Origin of the sequence: Bacillus sp. NPDC094064 (assembly GCF_050279585.1) — a bacterium.
In the GTDB taxonomy this organism is placed as follows: Bacteria; Bacillota; Bacilli; order Bacillales; family Bacillaceae_G; genus Bacillus_A.
The window spans coordinates 21,500-38,184 of record NZ_JBNNUI010000015.1 but is presented as its reverse complement, the minus strand read 5'-3'; the positions used below and the strand labels follow the sequence as shown (position 1 = coordinate 38,184).

Annotated in this window: 18 protein-coding genes and 1 pseudogene; 14 read left to right on the top strand and 5 right to left on the bottom strand. The window is 34.7% G+C overall.

Features of this window, described 5'->3' with window-relative positions:
- Nucleotides 1–79: 79 nt before the first annotated feature.
- Together ACQKNI_RS24720 and ACQKNI_RS24715 are read left to right on the top strand one after the other, a co-directional pair.
- Complete coding sequence (locus tag ACQKNI_RS24720) at nucleotides 80–436, top strand: YxeA family protein (RefSeq protein WP_088232818.1); 357 nt, start codon at nucleotides 80–82, stop codon at nucleotides 434–436.
- Between the two features lie 746 nt (nucleotides 437–1,182).
- Nucleotides 1,183–1,947, top strand: a complete 765-nt coding sequence (locus ACQKNI_RS24715; RefSeq protein ID WP_427282713.1) for a TatD family hydrolase — start codon at nucleotides 1,183–1,185, stop codon at nucleotides 1,945–1,947.
- 140 nt (nucleotides 1,948–2,087) lie between these two features.
- On the opposite strand, the gene ACQKNI_RS24710 is transcribed toward ACQKNI_RS24715, so the two are convergent.
- Nucleotides 2,088–3,737: a DUF2334 domain-containing protein gene (locus ACQKNI_RS24710; RefSeq protein ID WP_098253258.1), complete on the bottom strand. Its 1,650-nt coding sequence runs from the start codon at nucleotides 3,735–3,737 to the stop codon at nucleotides 2,088–2,090.
- Between the two features lie 250 nt (nucleotides 3,738–3,987).
- Between ACQKNI_RS24710 and ACQKNI_RS24705 the strand changes: the two genes are divergently transcribed.
- A complete protein-coding gene (locus ACQKNI_RS24705) occupies nucleotides 3,988–4,518 on the top strand; it encodes a transglycosylase SLT domain-containing protein (protein WP_088232821.1) in 531 nt (176 codons plus the stop codon).
- 39 nt (nucleotides 4,519–4,557) lie between these two features.
- On the opposite strand, the gene ACQKNI_RS24700 is transcribed toward ACQKNI_RS24705, so the two are convergent.
- Together ACQKNI_RS24700 and ACQKNI_RS24695 are read right to left on the bottom strand one after the other, a co-directional pair.
- On the bottom strand, nucleotides 4,558–5,454 hold the full coding sequence (locus ACQKNI_RS24700; protein WP_140417504.1) for a DUF4931 domain-containing protein: 897 nt from the start codon (nucleotides 5,452–5,454) through the stop codon (nucleotides 4,558–4,560).
- A 32-nt stretch (nucleotides 5,455–5,486) separates the two neighbouring features.
- Nucleotides 5,487–5,615: a spore coat protein B gene (locus ACQKNI_RS24695; RefSeq protein ID WP_088232823.1), complete on the bottom strand. Its 129-nt coding sequence runs from the start codon at nucleotides 5,613–5,615 to the stop codon at nucleotides 5,487–5,489.
- A 421-nt stretch (nucleotides 5,616–6,036) separates the two neighbouring features.
- Here ACQKNI_RS24695 and ACQKNI_RS24690 point away from each other — a divergent pair, with 421 nt between their 5' ends.
- Together ACQKNI_RS24690 and abc-f are read left to right on the top strand one after the other, a co-directional pair.
- Complete coding sequence (locus ACQKNI_RS24690) at nucleotides 6,037–6,171, top strand: RAxF-45 family protein (protein ID WP_278248848.1); 135 nt, start codon at nucleotides 6,037–6,039, stop codon at nucleotides 6,169–6,171.
- 73 nt (nucleotides 6,172–6,244) lie between these two features.
- Nucleotides 6,245–8,176, top strand: a complete 1,932-nt coding sequence (gene abc-f, locus ACQKNI_RS24685) for a ribosomal protection-like ABC-F family protein (protein ID WP_140417507.1) — start codon at nucleotides 6,245–6,247, stop codon at nucleotides 8,174–8,176.
- A 251-nt stretch (nucleotides 8,177–8,427) separates the two neighbouring features.
- Here the strand turns inward: abc-f and ACQKNI_RS24680 are convergent, their stop codons facing one another.
- Nucleotides 8,428–8,625, bottom strand: a complete 198-nt coding sequence (locus ACQKNI_RS24680; RefSeq protein ID WP_088232826.1) for a hypothetical protein — start codon at nucleotides 8,623–8,625, stop codon at nucleotides 8,428–8,430.
- 103 nt (nucleotides 8,626–8,728) lie between these two features.
- Here ACQKNI_RS24680 and ACQKNI_RS24675 point away from each other — a divergent pair.
- From ACQKNI_RS24675 to ACQKNI_RS24650, 6 genes and pseudogenes are all read left to right on the top strand, one after another.
- Nucleotides 8,729–8,995: pseudogene (locus tag ACQKNI_RS24675) on the top strand (ABC transporter substrate-binding protein); the annotation flags it as partial.
- Between the two features lie 241 nt (nucleotides 8,996–9,236).
- On the top strand, nucleotides 9,237–10,964 hold the full coding sequence (locus ACQKNI_RS24670; protein WP_141524798.1) for an ABC transporter substrate-binding protein: 1,728 nt from the start codon (nucleotides 9,237–9,239) through the stop codon (nucleotides 10,962–10,964).
- Nucleotides 10,965–11,072: 108 nt separating this feature from the next.
- Nucleotides 11,073–12,029, top strand: a complete 957-nt coding sequence (locus tag ACQKNI_RS24665; RefSeq protein ID WP_000860691.1) for an ABC transporter permease — start codon at nucleotides 11,073–11,075, stop codon at nucleotides 12,027–12,029.
- A 12-nt stretch (nucleotides 12,030–12,041) separates the two neighbouring features.
- On the top strand, nucleotides 12,042–12,965 hold the full coding sequence (opp4C, locus tag ACQKNI_RS24660) for an oligopeptide ABC transporter permease (protein ID WP_427282712.1): 924 nt from the start codon (nucleotides 12,042–12,044) through the stop codon (nucleotides 12,963–12,965).
- A gap of 10 nt (nucleotides 12,966–12,975) precedes the next feature.
- On the top strand, nucleotides 12,976–13,956 hold the full coding sequence (locus ACQKNI_RS24655; RefSeq protein ID WP_088232829.1) for an ABC transporter ATP-binding protein: 981 nt from the start codon (nucleotides 12,976–12,978) through the stop codon (nucleotides 13,954–13,956).
- Nucleotides 13,953–14,918 carry an ABC transporter ATP-binding protein gene (locus ACQKNI_RS24650; protein WP_088232830.1) on the top strand — a complete coding sequence of 322 codons (966 nt, stop codon included), beginning with the start codon at nucleotides 13,953–13,955 and terminating at the stop codon, nucleotides 14,916–14,918. The genes ACQKNI_RS24655 and ACQKNI_RS24650 overlap by 4 nt, the downstream gene beginning before the upstream one ends.
- A gap of 81 nt (nucleotides 14,919–14,999) precedes the next feature.
- Here the strand turns inward: ACQKNI_RS24650 and ACQKNI_RS24645 are convergent, their stop codons facing one another.
- Nucleotides 15,000–15,872, bottom strand: coding sequence for a Cof-type HAD-IIB family hydrolase (locus ACQKNI_RS24645; RefSeq protein WP_088232831.1), 873 nt, complete (start codon nucleotides 15,870–15,872; stop codon nucleotides 15,000–15,002).
- 451 nt (nucleotides 15,873–16,323) lie between these two features.
- On the opposite strand from ACQKNI_RS24645, the gene ACQKNI_RS24640 reads away from it, so the two are divergent.
- From ACQKNI_RS24640 to ACQKNI_RS24630, 3 genes are all read left to right on the top strand, one after another.
- Complete coding sequence (locus ACQKNI_RS24640) at nucleotides 16,324–16,431, top strand: DUF3948 family protein (protein ID WP_088232832.1); 108 nt, start codon at nucleotides 16,324–16,326, stop codon at nucleotides 16,429–16,431.
- A 42-nt stretch (nucleotides 16,432–16,473) separates the two neighbouring features.
- Nucleotides 16,474–16,581: a DUF3948 family protein gene (locus ACQKNI_RS24635; RefSeq protein ID WP_088232832.1), complete on the top strand. Its 108-nt coding sequence runs from the start codon at nucleotides 16,474–16,476 to the stop codon at nucleotides 16,579–16,581.
- 42 nt (nucleotides 16,582–16,623) lie between these two features.
- Nucleotides 16,624–16,685, top strand: a 62-nt coding sequence (locus ACQKNI_RS24630; protein ID WP_427282717.1) for a DUF3948 family protein, incomplete at its 3' end; no start/stop codon positions are given.

Below are 16,685 nucleotides of genomic sequence, written 5' to 3'. Positions count from 1 at the left end.
TAATGGGATTCAATGGTAGATTATATTCCTTCTTTTTAAAATAGATGTATAGATATCCTGCGGAGGAGGAAGGTTTATTATGAAGAAAAAAATGATCACTACTGTAGTAGCGATAGTAGTAATAGTAGTAATGTTACTGCCTACGAAACTTGGACCGGTTATCGATAAATATAATCCGCTTTATAAGACGAAAGAATATTATACGGTTGTGAATACAATTGGTCAGCATATTGGTGATGAGTGGTATGAATATGAATTTATTGCATTTGATGAACGTGGAAAAGAGCAAAAAATAAAGAAGACTGTTAAGCATATGTTAAAGAGAGATGAAGCGTTAAAGGTGTACGCAAAAGGACGCTATGGAGAGTCGATTGAAGAAATTGAAGCTGTAAATATTCCTATTCATGCGAAGAGTAAACTTTTAGCGATGAGATAGCGGATTATACCCCCGCTTATTTTTTGTCGAAAATAAAAATACTAGGTAGGGGTATTTGTGGGTGCGTGAAAAAGCCTTAGTCCATATGAACTAAGGCTTTTTTTATTATATAAAGGGGAAGGGGGTACATTGTAGTAGCGTGAGTGAAAGGTATAAGAAGAGTAGACTACTAGCAATGTAATTTGGTTATGTGAGTGTTCTTCTTATTTGGCTTGCTTTCTAACCTTATTGTACGAAATATAGGTAAGGGGAACTATCGAATTACATTACATATAGCTTACAAACATGTAAGACTCCTGTAATGCAATTCGATAGTTAAAAGATAGTAAATTTACTATAGTATAAGTAGAAAGTCTCAATGTATTACTTTCTGTTTGTAATGAAGAATGAAAAATGAAAACCAACTAACTTTGAATAGCCCTCATCTTAGCTTAAGATGAGGCTCTTTTTTTAAACCTTACAACATTGTAAGGTTTACGTAAGTTAATTCGATAGTAATTTTGTCATATTTTTTGCATAATAGATACAAATAGATAAAGTAATTAGGGATTTAGTAAGAAGGGGGAAAAATGGGATGCGTAAAGAAGAAGTAGTGAAGTTTCCAATTAAAGATTTCTGTAGCTACTTTACCGTTGCCGTAGTGTGTATTGGATTATTTGATATAATAACAAACTTAGTTGTTAAATAATATAGATAAAAAAACAAGAAGGGAGATCCTTTCTTGTTTTTTTTATGGGGGCATAAAGATGAAATGGATTGATAGCCATATACATGTTGATCAATATAAGGATGAAGAGAAACGTAGATTACTTATAGATGTAGAAAACAGCAAAGAGATACAAGGGCTTATTACAGTATCTATGAATTATCGATCATGTCTAGAAACTCTATCTTTAGCAAAGCGATATCCTTTTGTACATCCAGCAATAGGTTTTCATCCGGAGCAACCGATTCATAAAGAAGAATGTGAGAAAATTTATAAACTAATTGAAGATCATGTAGAGGACATAGTTGCGATTGGTGAAGTAGGCTTACCATATTATTTAAGAAAAGAAGATGAGCACATTGCTATCAATTCGTATATATCAGTGTTACAACGGTTTGTTGAACTAGCTAGTAAATATGATTTACCAATTATATTGCATGCAGTGTATGAAGATGCTGATATTGTATGTGATTTATTGGAGAAATATAAAGTTTTACGTGCACACTTTCATTGGTTTAAAGGAAGTGAAGAGACAATGAAACGGATGATGAAGAATGGTTATTATATTTCTATCACACCGGATATTTTACATAAGGAGAAAATTAGAAAAATTGTTTCGTATTATCCACTTGAATATATGATGGTAGAAACGGATGGGCCGTGGGAATTTCAAGAGAATGTTATGACGCACCCAAGAATGATCCGAGAGGTACTTAAAGAAATCAGTGTCATAAAAAACATACCTGTTGATAAGGTTGCAGAAACAATATATGAAAATACAACGCAGTTTTATTTGAAAGGATAAAAGAGTTATGCTGGTCCTTTTTATTATGGAGGAATAGAAATTGAGTTTATTTATGAAGATAATCAATGGGTCGTTAAAAACATGCCGTGTTTTGATTTAGGTTTAAAAAACCACCAAGCGTTTCGCTTGGTGGTTTTTTATTAGGACTCTAATTTTTTCCCGCGTCTTAATAATAAAAGAAAGACAATGATAATGAATCCAAGTATAAGGAAGAACCCATATTGTTTTATATAATCAATTATATCAGTTGCACTTGTTGGTTTTTCAACATGAATGCCGTCTTTATTAGTAGTAATATGAATATCGTTCATTTTTACTTCGTTCGTCTCTTTTTTTAAATCGATCCATTCTATGTTTGGAATGCTTTCCAGATCTTTTAAAACTTCTTTTAATGGTTCCACCCCTAAGTAAGGATGATAGAATGCACCGATAATGCCATCAGATAGTTTTGCAACAGATACAGCACGTTCCTTCATCTTTGCAATAGCTTGTGGCTTATCTTCTTCAATAAAGCCAACTGTTTCAGGCATTAATTTCATTCCATGTAAAAATGATGGTGTACTTGTATAAAATGGTGAGTGCATGGATCGCCAAGTTGTATCATTTAACTGTAGTTGTCCTACATAAGTTGAAAAGTACCTCGATAATATTTCATACCCTTTTTGAGACATTGTGTAATGAGGCGCTTCAAATGCAACAGGATATAGTTTAGCATCTACAAGTTCTTGAATGCCTTTTTCGATATGATCAGTCGTATATTGTTCTTCAAACTCTTCCCCTTTTTGTACATATTGGTTATATGCTTCTGTATTAGGAAAATCATCCTTTGTTTTTGGTTTTTCATGTTTCGGTTGACGAATTGGTTGATCTGTTTTTACGTCCCAAAATTCAAAGCCTTCACCAGTTTCACTGTCATAAAATTGGTGAGTATAGCCATGCATAATGATGGAGGCACCATCATCTTGCATAGAGCGTAAAAGATCGACTAATTCGGGTTTGTCTTTTAAGTGTATCGTTTTTCCTGTATCCGGATCTGTATATACCGGAATGACCGTAATCATGTAAGGGATCTTCTTCTCTTTTAGTAATTCAGCAATTTCTTTTAATTGATTTATATCTGCGGCCGGATGAACGTCTTCAAGACGTAAATAAGCTGCAGTTTTATTTGTCGTAGGCTTTTGTCCGAAGTAAGAGAATAACATTTCACCGACATAATGAGAAATCCAATCAAAGAGATTTGGCGTTGCAACGTAATAAGATGTTTCGTTTTGAACAATTAATGGATTTGTGTTATTAGAGCTTAAAGCATTAGCAAGAATGGTTCCGTTCGTATCAAACGATTGAATTAATCGTTCCTCTTCTAAGGTGTTTTTTAGCTTCTTGCTTGGATATTCAATTTTTTTAACTCGTATATCATCGCTTTTCAATGTAATGAAAGAAAAACGATTAGATAGTTGTTCGACATTTTGTCCTAACACTAAGACAGGACCTGAGAATTTTTCTAGAAATTGTTTTGTTTCATCAGAAAACTCTTCTTTTTTTTCACCGATATAGACAATATGTGTATAAGAAGATGCGCTAGTAATTGTAGTTGCCTCTTTCAAGCTTTTCACAGTTATATCATTTGTAAAATGTCCTAACTGAGTATTAAGGATTTGGACATTATTTGAAACCTTATCGTCTGTTGTACTATATAGAACAAGTACCTTTGGTTTTGATGATGTTTGTGCAGAGGTATGTATAGGGATGAGTAGTACAATGCTGAACAAGAGTAGTAGGTATTTTTTCATTTTGCGTTCTCCTATTCTATATATGGAATTCAACTTACAATTATATATAAGAAAGAAGCTGTGGTCCAATTATGTTACATTTTTACATGAATTTACCATTATTTTATTCGCAAAATCAGTCTAAAGCATGATGATAATATGTAAAGCTATTTGCTATGATGAAAGAGTAAGAGAATGATAGAATGTAGGTAATTGTAAAGAGAAGAAGGCTGAAAGGGGACAAATTTCAGCAGAGGAAGAGGTAGAGATAGTGAAGAAATTCTTTGTAGGATTTTTAGTTGTTCTTGGAGTATATTTATATTTCCAAGGAAAGTCTGAAGGAATGGATAAGCTAGTGAATGAGACAAGTTATGTTGATTCAGAAGAAGCGAAACAGATGAAACAAATCATTATAGAGGAAGCAAAGAAAGTAGATCTTCCGGAATGGATACCTCTTACAATTGCCGAACATGAAAGTCGGTTAAATCCAAGAAGTGTTGGAGATAATGGAACTTCATTCGGATTGTTTCAATTGCACCGTGGTGGCGGACTTGCGCCGGATCATTTCACTGATGATGAGCTGAAAGATCCACGTATAAATGCACAAATTGCAATGCCGCATTTAGTGAAAGGATATAAGCGCGGGGTGCAAAAAGGTTTAACTGATTTTGCATTACTAAAATATGTAGCGAATACATCTGGATGGCCAGGAAATTTAGGACCAGAGTGGACGGATAACAATATGAAGTATAACGTTGGGTTAGAGGAAGTGTACTATCGAAATAAAGGTGTAATAAAGTGAGACCTTAATCAGCGGGATAACAGAGTAGGTTTTCTATACCTACTCTGTTTTTTTATGAATCATTTCATCCTTTTCTCTCGTGAAGTACTGTGCTAGTTGTATTTTCACCTCTTCTAGTTTTGTAGAAACTTGCGGTATTTTATATCCTACATACAATGGTGAAACGACAAAACGTGGAACAACTTTACAAATGATTTTTCCATGTAAGTGATAGAAGAATAAGTTATAGCTACTGCATCCTTTATGGAAATCTGTTAGTATGTAGCGTACAGTTTGCTGAATATAATTTGCCATTTCATCTATGAATTCAACATCTTCACTGATGATGTTAAATTCAGTAAAACCAATAATAGGACGATCTGAAATATTGAGTTCAATGCGTTCGTTTTTTTGTACAATTACTCCTTGGAAGTTGTCCTGATCTACGTTATTAAGGTAGTTTACATGTTTCATTCCAATAATTTGCATGTGTGCATGGTGCAAACTCCCACCTGAGAATGGACCGTGGTTTTTGTATAAAATCACAGACGTAAATTCCTCACTTTCCTGTAAGTTTAGCCAATGGTGAATAGAGAAACGAATTAGTTTTCTCATATGTTCTTCTGTATATGTTGCAATATGGTCTTCACAATTATCTGTTTCGATCAGCACCGTTTGAAACGTATCTTTTAATGTAGGGAATTTATTTTTCAACCAAATAATTGAGCCCTCAGTTGCTAAAATATCCGTTAAATTTTCTCTGTCACAAAAAGGACATGTAGTGCTTCTGTTCCGAATACTCTCTGGTTTTTGTTTACCGATGTCGTTTAAAAAATATAGTTGTTGTGTATCCATTTGTATATATGCCCCTTTAAAATATGTGTAAAAATCCCGCTTAATACATTCGGGAAAAGGAGGAGGAAATCCTTTAAAGGAAATAGGAAAAATAAAAGACAAGATATCCTCATTCCGATAGGGTACCTTGTCTTTTATTTTTTCTTTAATAGTGTGTAGGGATAATATAGAGGTTTTTCATTCTGTTTCTTTTTTCTATGTTTTATTGTGTATAAGGCAATTGCTGTACTTGCGATTACAATAATGGCTTTCTTCATATTCATAGACCCCTTTTTATTGTTGGTTTAGTTCTTGGCTAACTGCTTTTGCATCGACTAAAGCATGTAAAAGCATTTTTACCATGTTCATCATATTTTCTTCACCCCTTTTTATAGTTCGTTTAGTTCTTTTACAACTGCTTGTCCGTTCACTAATACCTCAAAGATTGCTTTTACGATTTCTTTCATCATGATTGTTTCCTCCTTGTGTTTGTCTCTCTTGTTTACATCTTTATTGTATAGGGAGGCACCTTTTCGTACTATCGCTTTCCATTACGTGAACATAACAGTTTTGTAAGATTTGATGTCACTTATTGAAATGTTTAGTCTATCTTCATTATTTTCAGAAAAATGACTATTCAAACATGAAATGGGAAAGTATAATAAAGAAGTAAGTATTAAATTCCGTACGAAAGAGGTGAATGAGATGAAACGTTCTTTAGCTGCACGTGCCAAATTTTTAGATTTTATCTATTATTGTCGTGCGATTTTTCATGATGTAGTTGTTAACGGGATACGTCTGTCCTTTTTTAACAATTGCATAGTAGCTATTGAACGATAGAAATCTCTTCACCCATTTTTTATAAACGTGTGAAAAGGGAGCTATTTGGCTTCCTTTTTCTATGCCGAAAACCATGGGGAATGTTTCTTTCCCATGGTTTTTTATATTGAAAGGAGTACGGAAAATGACTATTTGTAGTGTAAATAATGTAACGAAATCTTTTGGTGGAAACATCATATTTGAAAATATATCGCTTGAAATAAAGAACGGTGAACGTGTTGGGTTAGTTGGTCGTAACGGTAGTGGGAAGACAACAATCTTTCAGCTTCTGACAGGAAGGGAGAGTTTGGATGCAGGAGCTATTCATATGAAGAAAGGTACACGTATTGGTCATGTGGCACAAATCCCAAAATTTGATGAGGATATGACTGTATATGATGTATTGAGTTCCGCATTTAAAGCAGAAAAGGAATTAGAACAAGAAATGCATGTTTTAGAAAAGAACATGGCGGAAGAACAAGAACCATCTGCTTTGCAAAAATTAATGGAGAGGTACGGAGTAATCCAAGAAAACTTTGCGTTTCTTGGTGGTTATGAAATAGAAGCGAATATTATGAAGGTAGCAAATGGTCTACAGGTGACAGAACTATTCCCCCGATCATTTCTGGAGTTAAGTGGTGGGGAACAAACAAAAGTAAGCCTTGCATACATGCTATTGCAAAAACCAGATTTACTTCTATTAGATGAGCCAACCAATCATCTAGATTTGTTCGCCGTAGAATGGCTAGAGCAATTTTTAAAAGAATACACTGGAACAGTTGTAGTTATTTCACATGATCGCTATTTCCTAGATGAAGTTGTAACGAAGATTTTTGATTTAGAAGATGGAGAAATTCACGTGTATCATACGAACTATTCTCAGTTCGTTGAGGAAAAGGAAGAACGGTTGCTTCAGGAGTTTCAAGCTTATCAAGAACAGCAAAAGAAAATAAAGAAAATGAAGGAAGCCATTAAGCGTCTACGTGAATGGGCAAATCAAGCGAATCCGCCGAACGAAGGATTGCATAAGAGAGCGAGAAATATGGAACGTGCGCTAGAGCGTATGGAGAAATTAAAGAGGCCAATGTTAGAAAGAAAACAGATGGGGCTAGAGTTTGAAGGACAAGAGAGAAGCGGGAAAGATGTTGTTATCATGAAAGAAGTGAGTAAAGGTTTTGCAGACCACCCTTTATTTGAACGAGCGAATTTACATGTTCGTTTTCAAGATCGTGCGGCCATCGTTGGTCGTAATGGTACGGGAAAAACAACGCTACTAAAATTATTATTAGAAGAAATAGAACCAGATGTTGGAGAAATTCGGATTGGTAGTAGTGTTAAAATCGGTTATTTATCGCAGCATGCGTACGGAAATATGAAGAGTAATGTATTGGAAGCATTCAGAGAGTGTGTAGCTGTAACAGAGGGAGATGCAAGACATATATTAGCTAAGTTTTTATTTTATGGTCCAGCGGTGTTTAAGAAAGTAACACAACTGAGCGGTGGAGAAAAAATGCGTTTAAGACTCGCGCAACTTATGTATCAAGATATCAATTTTTTAATTTTAGATGAGCCGACAAACCATCTCGACATTGAATCAAGAGAAGTTTTAGAGGAAGCCCTTGAGCAATATAATGGAACGATTCTAGCTGTTTCACATGATCGTTATTTTTTAAATAAGTTATTTGAAAAGACGTATTGGATTGATGAGCGTAAATTATTTGAGTTTGCAGGGAACTATGCATGGGCGCGTCAAAAGTGGGAAGAAAAACTTGAGAAACAAGTAATAAAGCAAAAACGCCAAGGAAGAAAAAGCGTTGAAGTATCCCCTATAAAAAAGAAAGACGCTAGAAGTTTTGAGGAAATTGAAACCGAGTTAATGCATATAGAAGAAAGTATATATGCGATAGAATGTGAAATGGAACATGTAGCTGATGTTGAAAGACTTGAAAAATTATATGAGGAAAAAACGAAGAAAGAGTTGTTACGAGTAGAGTTATATAATGAGTTAGAGAATATTGTGGAGTAAAGGATAGAAAGTTAATCCCTTTCAGCTTTGCTGAAGGAATTAACTTTCTTTTTTATAACTATATTTTAAGTGGTAAATAAAAATTGTGTTTCACGTGAAACAGTAAATTCGATAAATATTTGTTACGCAATTTGTATAGTTCGTGGAATATGTGAAATGGTAAGGGGAATGACAAAATATAGGTTAATTATTTCCCGAGATATAACTATATGTAACAGAGAGATAAGATTGAAAATAAAAAGAAAGCAGAGTTACAGCTTTACACGCTGAACGCTGCTTTCTTTTTGTGTGGTATCTTCCCTTGTTGAAATGATAATAGCGGTCCCAAGCATAATAAAAAAAGCTAAAAAGAGGACGAACTTGGGGAAGAACGGGAATAGTAATAGTGCCCCGACTATTATAATTGTTAATAGTACATAGTGCAGGACATATTGGAATAGGTTGTCCATATTTTCGCCCCCTTTTTGGTAATTGGTTATTAGTATTCTATGTTCTATGATTAACAAATAGAATCAGTTTTTTATGATTTTTATAACGAAATAAAGGAGAATGATTGAGGAGTTTGTTTCAACAAGTAAACGTTGATGGATATCATAATCCGAAGTAGATGAATTAGCGAAGTAGACGTTAGAAACATTAGATATTGAAAAACGAAAAAAACTCTATAAAAAACTATATCAAGAGTTAAGCGAAGATCCACCTATAACCTTCTTGAATAATAGCAAAGTTGTGTCTGCACATCATGCACGAATTCAAGGATTACAAGAAACTAACTATAACGGTATTTTGTTAAGTTTACCTAAATTAAAGATAGAGTAATGATTTTAAAAAATTCCCAAAATATTTTTTTAGAAAGAATTGACAAAATATAATGAACAATATAAGCTAATAACCATAAAGTCTACCGGAAAAGTCGGAATAGGATTGTTACCCCTCAAAAAACATCTATTTTTTTACGATTAAAACCGACTTTTCCGATTGGCTATAAATGTTGCTGTGGGAGGCATACATAAGGTAAGTAGTTCAGAGGGTATAATCATAAAAAGTTAGGGTGGGGACAATGAAGACAAAGACGAAAAAATGGGCTGGTGTATTTTCGGTATTACTGAGTAGTTCGCTTGTGTTATCTGCTTGTGGGGGACAGGAGGATACGGCTTCTACAGAACCGGTAAAAAAGCAGGATTTAAAAGACGCTAAGATTGAATCAATTCCAGCGACAGATAAAAAGAAAAGTCCAGAGAAAGCAAATCAGCGAAAGGATACTTTTATTACAGCCATTTCTAAGCCAGGGGGAGTTTTCCTTCCATATTTCCAAGAGAATGGTTGGGATGGAAATGTAACGTCTGTTATTTTTGCGTCACTAGTCACAACAGACAAACAAAGTAAACCTGTTCCGGACCTTGCAGAAAAATGGGATATTTCTGCTGACCAATTAACATATACATTCCATTTACGTAAAAACTTAAAATTTAGTGATGGGTCGCCTTTAACAGCGGATGATGTAGCATTTACACTAACACTACTTCATGATAAAGCGTATGAAGGTGGATTGGATATTGCTCAGTATGCTGTTAAAGGCGGGAAAGAATATAAAGAAGGAAAAGCAACTTCTATTGAAGGAATTCAAGTTGTTGATCCACAGACAATTAAAATTACAACTGAAAAAGTTAATTCACAGGCGCTAACTAATTTAGGTGGCCCAGTGCTATCAAAAGCTTATTATGGAAAAGATTATAAACAAAATACAAGTTTAGACTATTTAAAAGCATTATATGGGCAACCGATTGCAGCGGGTCCGTATAAATTTGAAAAATATGTTCCAGGTCAAGAAGTACGCTTTGTTGCTAACGAAAATTATTATGCAGGTAAACCAAAAATCAAAAACTTTATTTACAAAATCACATCAGGTGATACTGGATTCCAATTATTCCAAACAGGTGAACTGGACTATAGTGGATTTAGAGCGAATCCTGAGAATATAGACCAATTAAAAGGATTAGAGTTTGCAAATATTAATCTTGAATCATCAAGTGATATTGCTTATATCTATGTAAATAATAAGAAGTCGTATTTGAAAGATAAAAAGGTACGCCAAGCACTTACTTATGGATTAGACCGTAAGAAGTATGTGGATACAGCTTTACAAGGATATGGCTCTGTTGCTAACGTACCAATTGCTCCAGTTTCATGGGCATATACAGAAGAAGGTATTAATAAGTATCCGCACGACGTAGAAAAGGCTAAAAAATTATTGGATGAGGCTGGTTGGAAATTAGGTTCTGACGGGGTTCGTGAAAAAGATGGTCAAAAATTAAAATTAACATACTATGCATCAAATACAGGTAAAACAAATGATATCTTTATTCCGATTGCAAAAGAAAGTTACAAAGAAATTGGTGTTGAATTAAATCCAGAGTTGATGGACTTTAATACGATGCTTTCAAAAGTAGGAAAAGGTGACTACGATTTAGCGGCAGTTTCAACACCAGGAATTAGTGATCCAAGTGAAGTTGTAAGTGAGTACTTATCAACTAATCCAAAAAGTGATACGGGTTATAATAATCCGAAAGTAGATGATTTGATTGTAAAAGGTATAGGAACGACAGATATTGAAAAACGTAAAGCGATTTATAAAGAGCTGTATAAAGAGTTAAGTGATGATCCACCAGTTATTTTATTAAACTATCGTAAACTACTTTATGCTCATAATGCACGTATAAAAGGAATTGATCCAGAAAAGTACGATGGCATCAGTTCCAACTTACCAGTGTTATCTATTGAACAATAAGGGTTGACCTAAATAATAGAAGACGTTTTTTCACACAGCAATGGAATGGTAGCTGTTTTGAAAAAATGTTCTTCTATTTTTAAGTAAATAGGATTGGGGAGACAAAAGGTGAAAACATATATCATTCGTAGGTTCCTTCAAATGATCCCTACATTGTTTGGTACATCTATTATTATTTTTTTCTTATTTGCACTTTTGCCGGGAGATTATATTGATTCAAATCCAAAGTTAACACCAGAGAGAGCCCAAGAATTAAGGGAATTATACGGCTTAAACAAACCAATTATTGAAAGGTATTTTCATTGGTTAGTGAATGCTTTGCATGGTGATTTTGGATTTTCTTTACAGTACCAAGAACCGGTAACTTCATTACTTAATAAATTCATTTGGAATACATTTATTGTTGCTGTTGCAGCTTTATTTTTCACTTGGATTATTGCTCTTATTATTGGGGTTATCTCTGCAACAAAGCAGCACTCTTGGTTTGATAGATTGGTAACAATCGGTGTCTTTGCAGCAATGTCATTTCCATCATTCTTTATCGGACTATTTTTAATTAAATTATTAGCAGTTGATTTAAAGTTATTACCTATTGGTGGCATGATTGATATTGGGAGTAACTCAACAGGGATAGCATACATATTAGAAGTATTACGTCATATGATTCTACCTGTATTTATTTTAACGCTTCTTGGTGTAGGATCGTTAACGCGATATTTTAGAACCGGCATGTTGGATGTTATTAGACAAGATTATATTCGTACCGCTCGTGCAAAAGGTTTAAAAGAAAGAACTGTTATTTATAAACATGCATTGAAAAATGCAATTTTGCCAGCAATTACATTACTCGCTTTTGAATTACCGGGTTTATTTTCAGGAGCTATTATTATTGAACAGATTTTTAATTGGCCAGGGATTGGGAGTATTCAATTAGAAGCATTAAACTTCCGTGATTATACAGTATTAATGGCGTTTACAATGTTTCTTTCTTGTTTAACAATTATGGCTAATTTCTTAGCTGATATTGTATATGCGTTTGTTGATCCAAGAATTCGATTGAAGTAAGGGGGGAAAGATATGGAGACTATTACACCAATAATAGGGAAAAAGAAAGAACGGAAAAAGAGAAATGAATCATCACCATGGCGCCAAGCGTATAAAAAAATCAAGAAAAATAAGATGGCACTGTGTGGCTTATACGTTTTAATATTTATGTTTTTATTTAGTTTTATCGGTCCAATCTTTTCACCGTATGCTGATGGGAAAGTACAAGTAACACAAATTAATAAACCACCCAGCCTGTCACATTTGCTTGGAACAGACCAGTTGGGGCGGGATATTTTAACTAGACTTATGCAAGCAGGGCGTATTTCATTAACAATTGGTTTAGCGTCGATGCTACTATCCGTTATACTAGGAGCCTTATTAGGAGCAATTGCTGGTTTTTATCGAGGGGTTGTGGATCATTTAATTATGCGAGTTGCGGATGTGTTAATGTCCATTCCGGGATTACCGCTACTTATTATAATGGGAGCAATTTTATCAGAATGGAAATTACCATCCGAATACCGTTTATATGTTGTAATGATTATTTTAAGTTTAGTAGGATGGCCGGGACTTGCTCGTCTTGTGAGAGGACAAATTTTAACATTGCGAGAGCAAGCCTTTATGCAAGCAGCAGATGTATTAGGATTAAAGGATTCTCGAAAAATTATTCATCATTTAATTCCTAACGTCTTTCCGTTGCTTATTGTTGTAGCAACTTTGGGCGTAGCTGGATCTATTTTAAGTGAGTCCGCACTAAGTTACTTAGGTCTCGGTGTCGTCCCGCCTACCCCATCATGGGGGAACATGATTAGCGCAGCTAACTCATTAATCGATTTCCAAAAGCGTCCGTGGCTATGGATTCCGCCCGGTTTTGCAATCTTTATAACAGTTGTATCAATTAACTTACTTGGTGATGCACTTCGTGATGCGTTAGATCCAAAGATGAGACGGTAGGTGAGAAGATATGAATAAAGCGGTAGTAGAGCTGAAAGATTTACAAACACACTTCCAAACGGAGGAAGGAACAGTAAAGGCTGTAAACCATGTTAGCTTTGCAGTTCGAGAAGGTGAAACGGTTTGTGTTGTAGGTGAATCAGGGTGCGGGAAGAGTGTAACGGCTTTATCTATTATGGGACTTATTGCTGAATCGGGCAGTGTAGTAGGCGGTGATATTCTATATGAAGGAAAAAGTCTTTTAGGAATGAAAGAGAAAGAACTTCGTAGTTTAAGAGGTAATGATATTGCGATGATTTTCCAAGAACCGATGACATCGCTAAATCCAGTTTTCACTGTAGGAGAACAAATTGTAGAAACGTTAAGAGAGCATGAATTACTTAGTAAAAATGAAGCGTATAAGAAGGCAATCGAATTAATTCGTAAAGTCGGCATAGCTCGTGCAGATGAAATTGTCCATTCTTATCCGCATGAACTAAGCGGCGGGATGTTACAACGTATTATGATTGCTGTTGCACTTAGTTGTAATCCGAAGTTATTAATTGCAGATGAGCCAACAACGGCTCTTGATGTTACGATTCAAGCACAAATATTAGATTTACTAAGACAAATAAAGGAAGAATTCAAAACATCGATCTTATTAATTACACATGACTTAGGTGTTGTAGCAGAAATGGCTGATTACGTTGTCGTTATGTATGGTGGAAAAGTTATTGAAGAAGCCCCGGTACTAGAAATATTCCAAAATCCGAAACATCCGTATACGAAAGGGTTGCTAAAATCTAAACCAGTAATGGGGAAACGAATAGATAAACTTTATTCTATTCCAGGGCAAGTTCCGAATTTAGTTGGTTTAGGGGAATTTTGTTACTTTAGCGGTCGTTGTGAGCATTGTATGGAAATATGTAAAGAAGAAGCACCGAATCTGAATGTACATGATGAGAATCATAAAGTAGCTTGCTGGTTATATGAGGAGCGTGCGGAACAATGAGCGAACCATTATTAGAAGTAACAAACTTAAAGACATATTTCCCGATTAAAGGTGGCATATTTAGTCGAACAATTGGACATGTAAAAGCAGTTGATGGAGTAAGTTTTACTATTAATAAAGGCGAAGTATTTGGCCTTGTTGGCGAATCAGGAAGCGGAAAAACAACGATAGGGAAAACAATTTTACGTCTCGTCCAAAAGACGGAAGGGGAAGTGAAGTTTAAAGGACAAGATGTTTATTCTTTATCCAAGGAAGAATTGAGAAAACACCGTCCTAACATGCAACTCGTGTTCCAAGATCCATTTAGTTCGTTAAATCCAAGAATGAGAATTGGAGAAGCGCTTGGTGAACCGATGTTGGCCCATGGACTAGCGACGAAAGAAAATGTTCGTGAAAAGGTGATAGAAGTATTGGAGTTATGCGGCTTAGCTCCATATCATATTGATCGGTACCCTCATGAGTTTTCTGGTGGACAACGTCAGCGTATCGTTATTGCAAGAGCTATGGTATTAAATCCAGAATTTATTGTAGCTGACGAACCTGTGGCAGCACTAGATGTATCTATTCAAGCACAAATCATTAATTTATTTAGTGAGTTACAGGAGAAAAAGGGATTATCTTATTTATTCATTTCGCACGATTTAAGTGTAGTGGAGCACTTATGTACGAAAATTGGGATTATGTATTTAGGGACGATTGTAGAGACTGCACCGCGCGATGAGTTATTTACGAATCCGCTTCATCCGTATACAAAAGCATTGTTATCGGCTGTGCCAATACCAGATCCAACAGTGAAGCGAGAGCGAATTATATTAGAGGGTGATATTCCAAGTCCAGCGAATCCACCTTCAGGTTGTCGCTTTCATACCCGTTGCCCGTTTGCTACAGAGGTTTGTAAAAAAACAGTACCGGAATTTCGTAATGTTGGCGAAGAGCACTTTGTTGCTTGTCATCATGTATAAAAGAAAAGGACTCTTTCAAAATGTGAAAGAGTCCTTTTTTATCTCGCATTAACTGCCTGTAAAAGCCCGATTAGTTGAACTTTATTTACTAGATGAAGTTTGTTTCAATACAAATTGTTCAATTGCGTGAGCAACACCATGCTCATTATTCGTTAATGTTACAACATCACATAATTTCTTTACATCATCTTCAGCATTACCCATTGCAACAGATAAACCAGCAACTTCTAACATTGGTACATCGTTAAAATTGTCACCGATAGCAATTGTATCTTCAATTGGAATGTTAAAATGAGCAGCCATCTGCTTTAGGCCATTCCCTTTATGCCCATTCTTATCCATAATTTCTAAATTAGTAGGAGCTGACGCTGTAACTGAAATGTCCGCATCTTCTTGTAAAGTTTGTAATAGTTGCTCACGATGAGCAGCATTAAATGTCAAAATGAAGAATTTAGATATTTCTAATTCTGGATTATTTACAACATCTTCAATCTTTTGGAAATCAGTAATTAAGTTTGATTTCTTTTGCTTTTCTGTAATTCTTTCGAGTTCTTCCAGTGTAACATCTAGCGTATGCTTATTTTCTTCAAATGCCTGCATAACTTGATTTTGCCACGTATAAGGAGAATAGACTCCTTTATTTGTATATAGCTTATATGGAAATCCTTCAGATTCTAGTAATTTTGCAAGTTTGTATACTTTATCGCTTTGTAAACAACACGAGTTAATTACATTTCCATCCACATAAACAATTGCCCCATTGCTTGCTCCAACTGGAAGAGATAATTGATATTCCTCCAATAGTTTTAAAGCATCCTCTTTTGCACGACCAGAACAAATCATTACAATATGCCCAGCTTCTTTTGCATTTTGGATTGCTTGTAAGTTCTCTTTGGAGATTTCAAGATTAGATGACAGTAGTGTACCATCCATATCTAATGCGATTAATTTCAAAATGACCACCTCTTTGTTTTTATTATACATAGTTATATAGAGGAAACATATAAACTTATCTTGGAAAGATGGTGTTTTATCCCGTAGTAACTGTTCGTGAAAATTCAATAGGCTCACCGTCATGTAATAGAGAGTTTTACTTTGATTTGTAACAAGAGTAGGGAAGAAGAGGGGTATATTTCGTTTTACGACCGTAATATTACATTAATGTTACAAACGTGAATCTAGTAGAAAATGCATTAAATCAAGGTTTTTGAAGGTGTTTATAAAAAAACGTAAAAAAAGTGTAATAAAATTTACGTAATTATATTGCAACGTAACAATAGTTATGTTACATTAATGTTACAAACGTTACGTTATTAACTTTAATGTAACGCTAGCATAAAAACTATGAAATAAACATTTCTTAGAAATTACATATAGATAACTTATTAAAAGGAGGATACATAAAATGAACGAGCAAGTATTACAAGTAACAAAAGGTGATTTCGTAGGATCAGCAAGTGGAGCAGTAGTATTAACAGCGTTAATCGTATTTCTATCAAGCGTATTAGTATAATAGAAATTTTGTAACAAAAACAAACGAAGGGAGAATGAAAAAATGAACGAGCAAGTATTACAAGTAACAAAAGGTGATTTCGTAGGATCAGCAAGCGGAGCAGTAGTATTAACAGCGTTAATCGTATTTCTATCAAGCGTATTAGTATAATAGAAGTTTTGTAACAAAAACAAACGAAGGGAGAATGAAAAAATGAACGAGCAAGTATTACAAGTAACAAAAGGTGATTTCGTAGGATCAGCAAGCGGAGCATA

Bases quoted from the DNA above. Each gene is read 5' to 3' on its own strand.
- abc-f (WP_140417507.1), top strand. From the start codon at position 6,245: ATGGGGAATGTTTCTTTCCCATGGTTTTTTATATTGAAAGGAGTACGG.
- ACQKNI_RS24710 (WP_098253258.1), bottom strand. From the start codon at position 3,737: ATGAAAAAATACCTACTACTCTTGTTCAGCATTGTACTACTCATCCCT.
- opp4C (WP_427282712.1), top strand. From the start codon at position 12,042: ATGGAGACTATTACACCAATAATAGGGAAAAAGAAAGAACGGAAAAAG.
- ACQKNI_RS24670 (WP_141524798.1), top strand. From the start codon at position 9,237: ATGAAGACAAAGACGAAAAAATGGGCTGGTGTATTTTCGGTATTACTG.
- ACQKNI_RS24640 (WP_088232832.1), top strand. From the start codon at position 16,324: ATGAACGAGCAAGTATTACAAGTAACAAAAGGTGATTTCGTAGGATCA.
- ACQKNI_RS24695 (WP_088232823.1), bottom strand. From the start codon at position 5,615: ATGAATATGAAGAAAGCCATTATTGTAATCGCAAGTACAGCAATTGCC.
- ACQKNI_RS24650 (WP_088232830.1), top strand. From the start codon at position 13,953: ATGAGCGAACCATTATTAGAAGTAACAAACTTAAAGACATATTTCCCG.
- ACQKNI_RS24690 (WP_278248848.1), top strand. From the start codon at position 6,037: ATGAAACGTTCTTTAGCTGCACGTGCCAAATTTTTAGATTTTATCTAT.
- ACQKNI_RS24715 (WP_427282713.1), top strand. From the start codon at position 1,183: ATGAAATGGATTGATAGCCATATACATGTTGATCAATATAAGGATGAA.
- ACQKNI_RS24655 (WP_088232829.1), top strand. From the start codon at position 12,976: ATGAATAAAGCGGTAGTAGAGCTGAAAGATTTACAAACACACTTCCAA.
- ACQKNI_RS24635 (WP_088232832.1), top strand. From the start codon at position 16,474: ATGAACGAGCAAGTATTACAAGTAACAAAAGGTGATTTCGTAGGATCA.
- ACQKNI_RS24720 (WP_088232818.1), top strand. From the start codon at position 80: ATGAAGAAAAAAATGATCACTACTGTAGTAGCGATAGTAGTAATAGTA.
- ACQKNI_RS24680 (WP_088232826.1), bottom strand. From the start codon at position 8,625: ATGGACAACCTATTCCAATATGTCCTGCACTATGTACTATTAACAATT.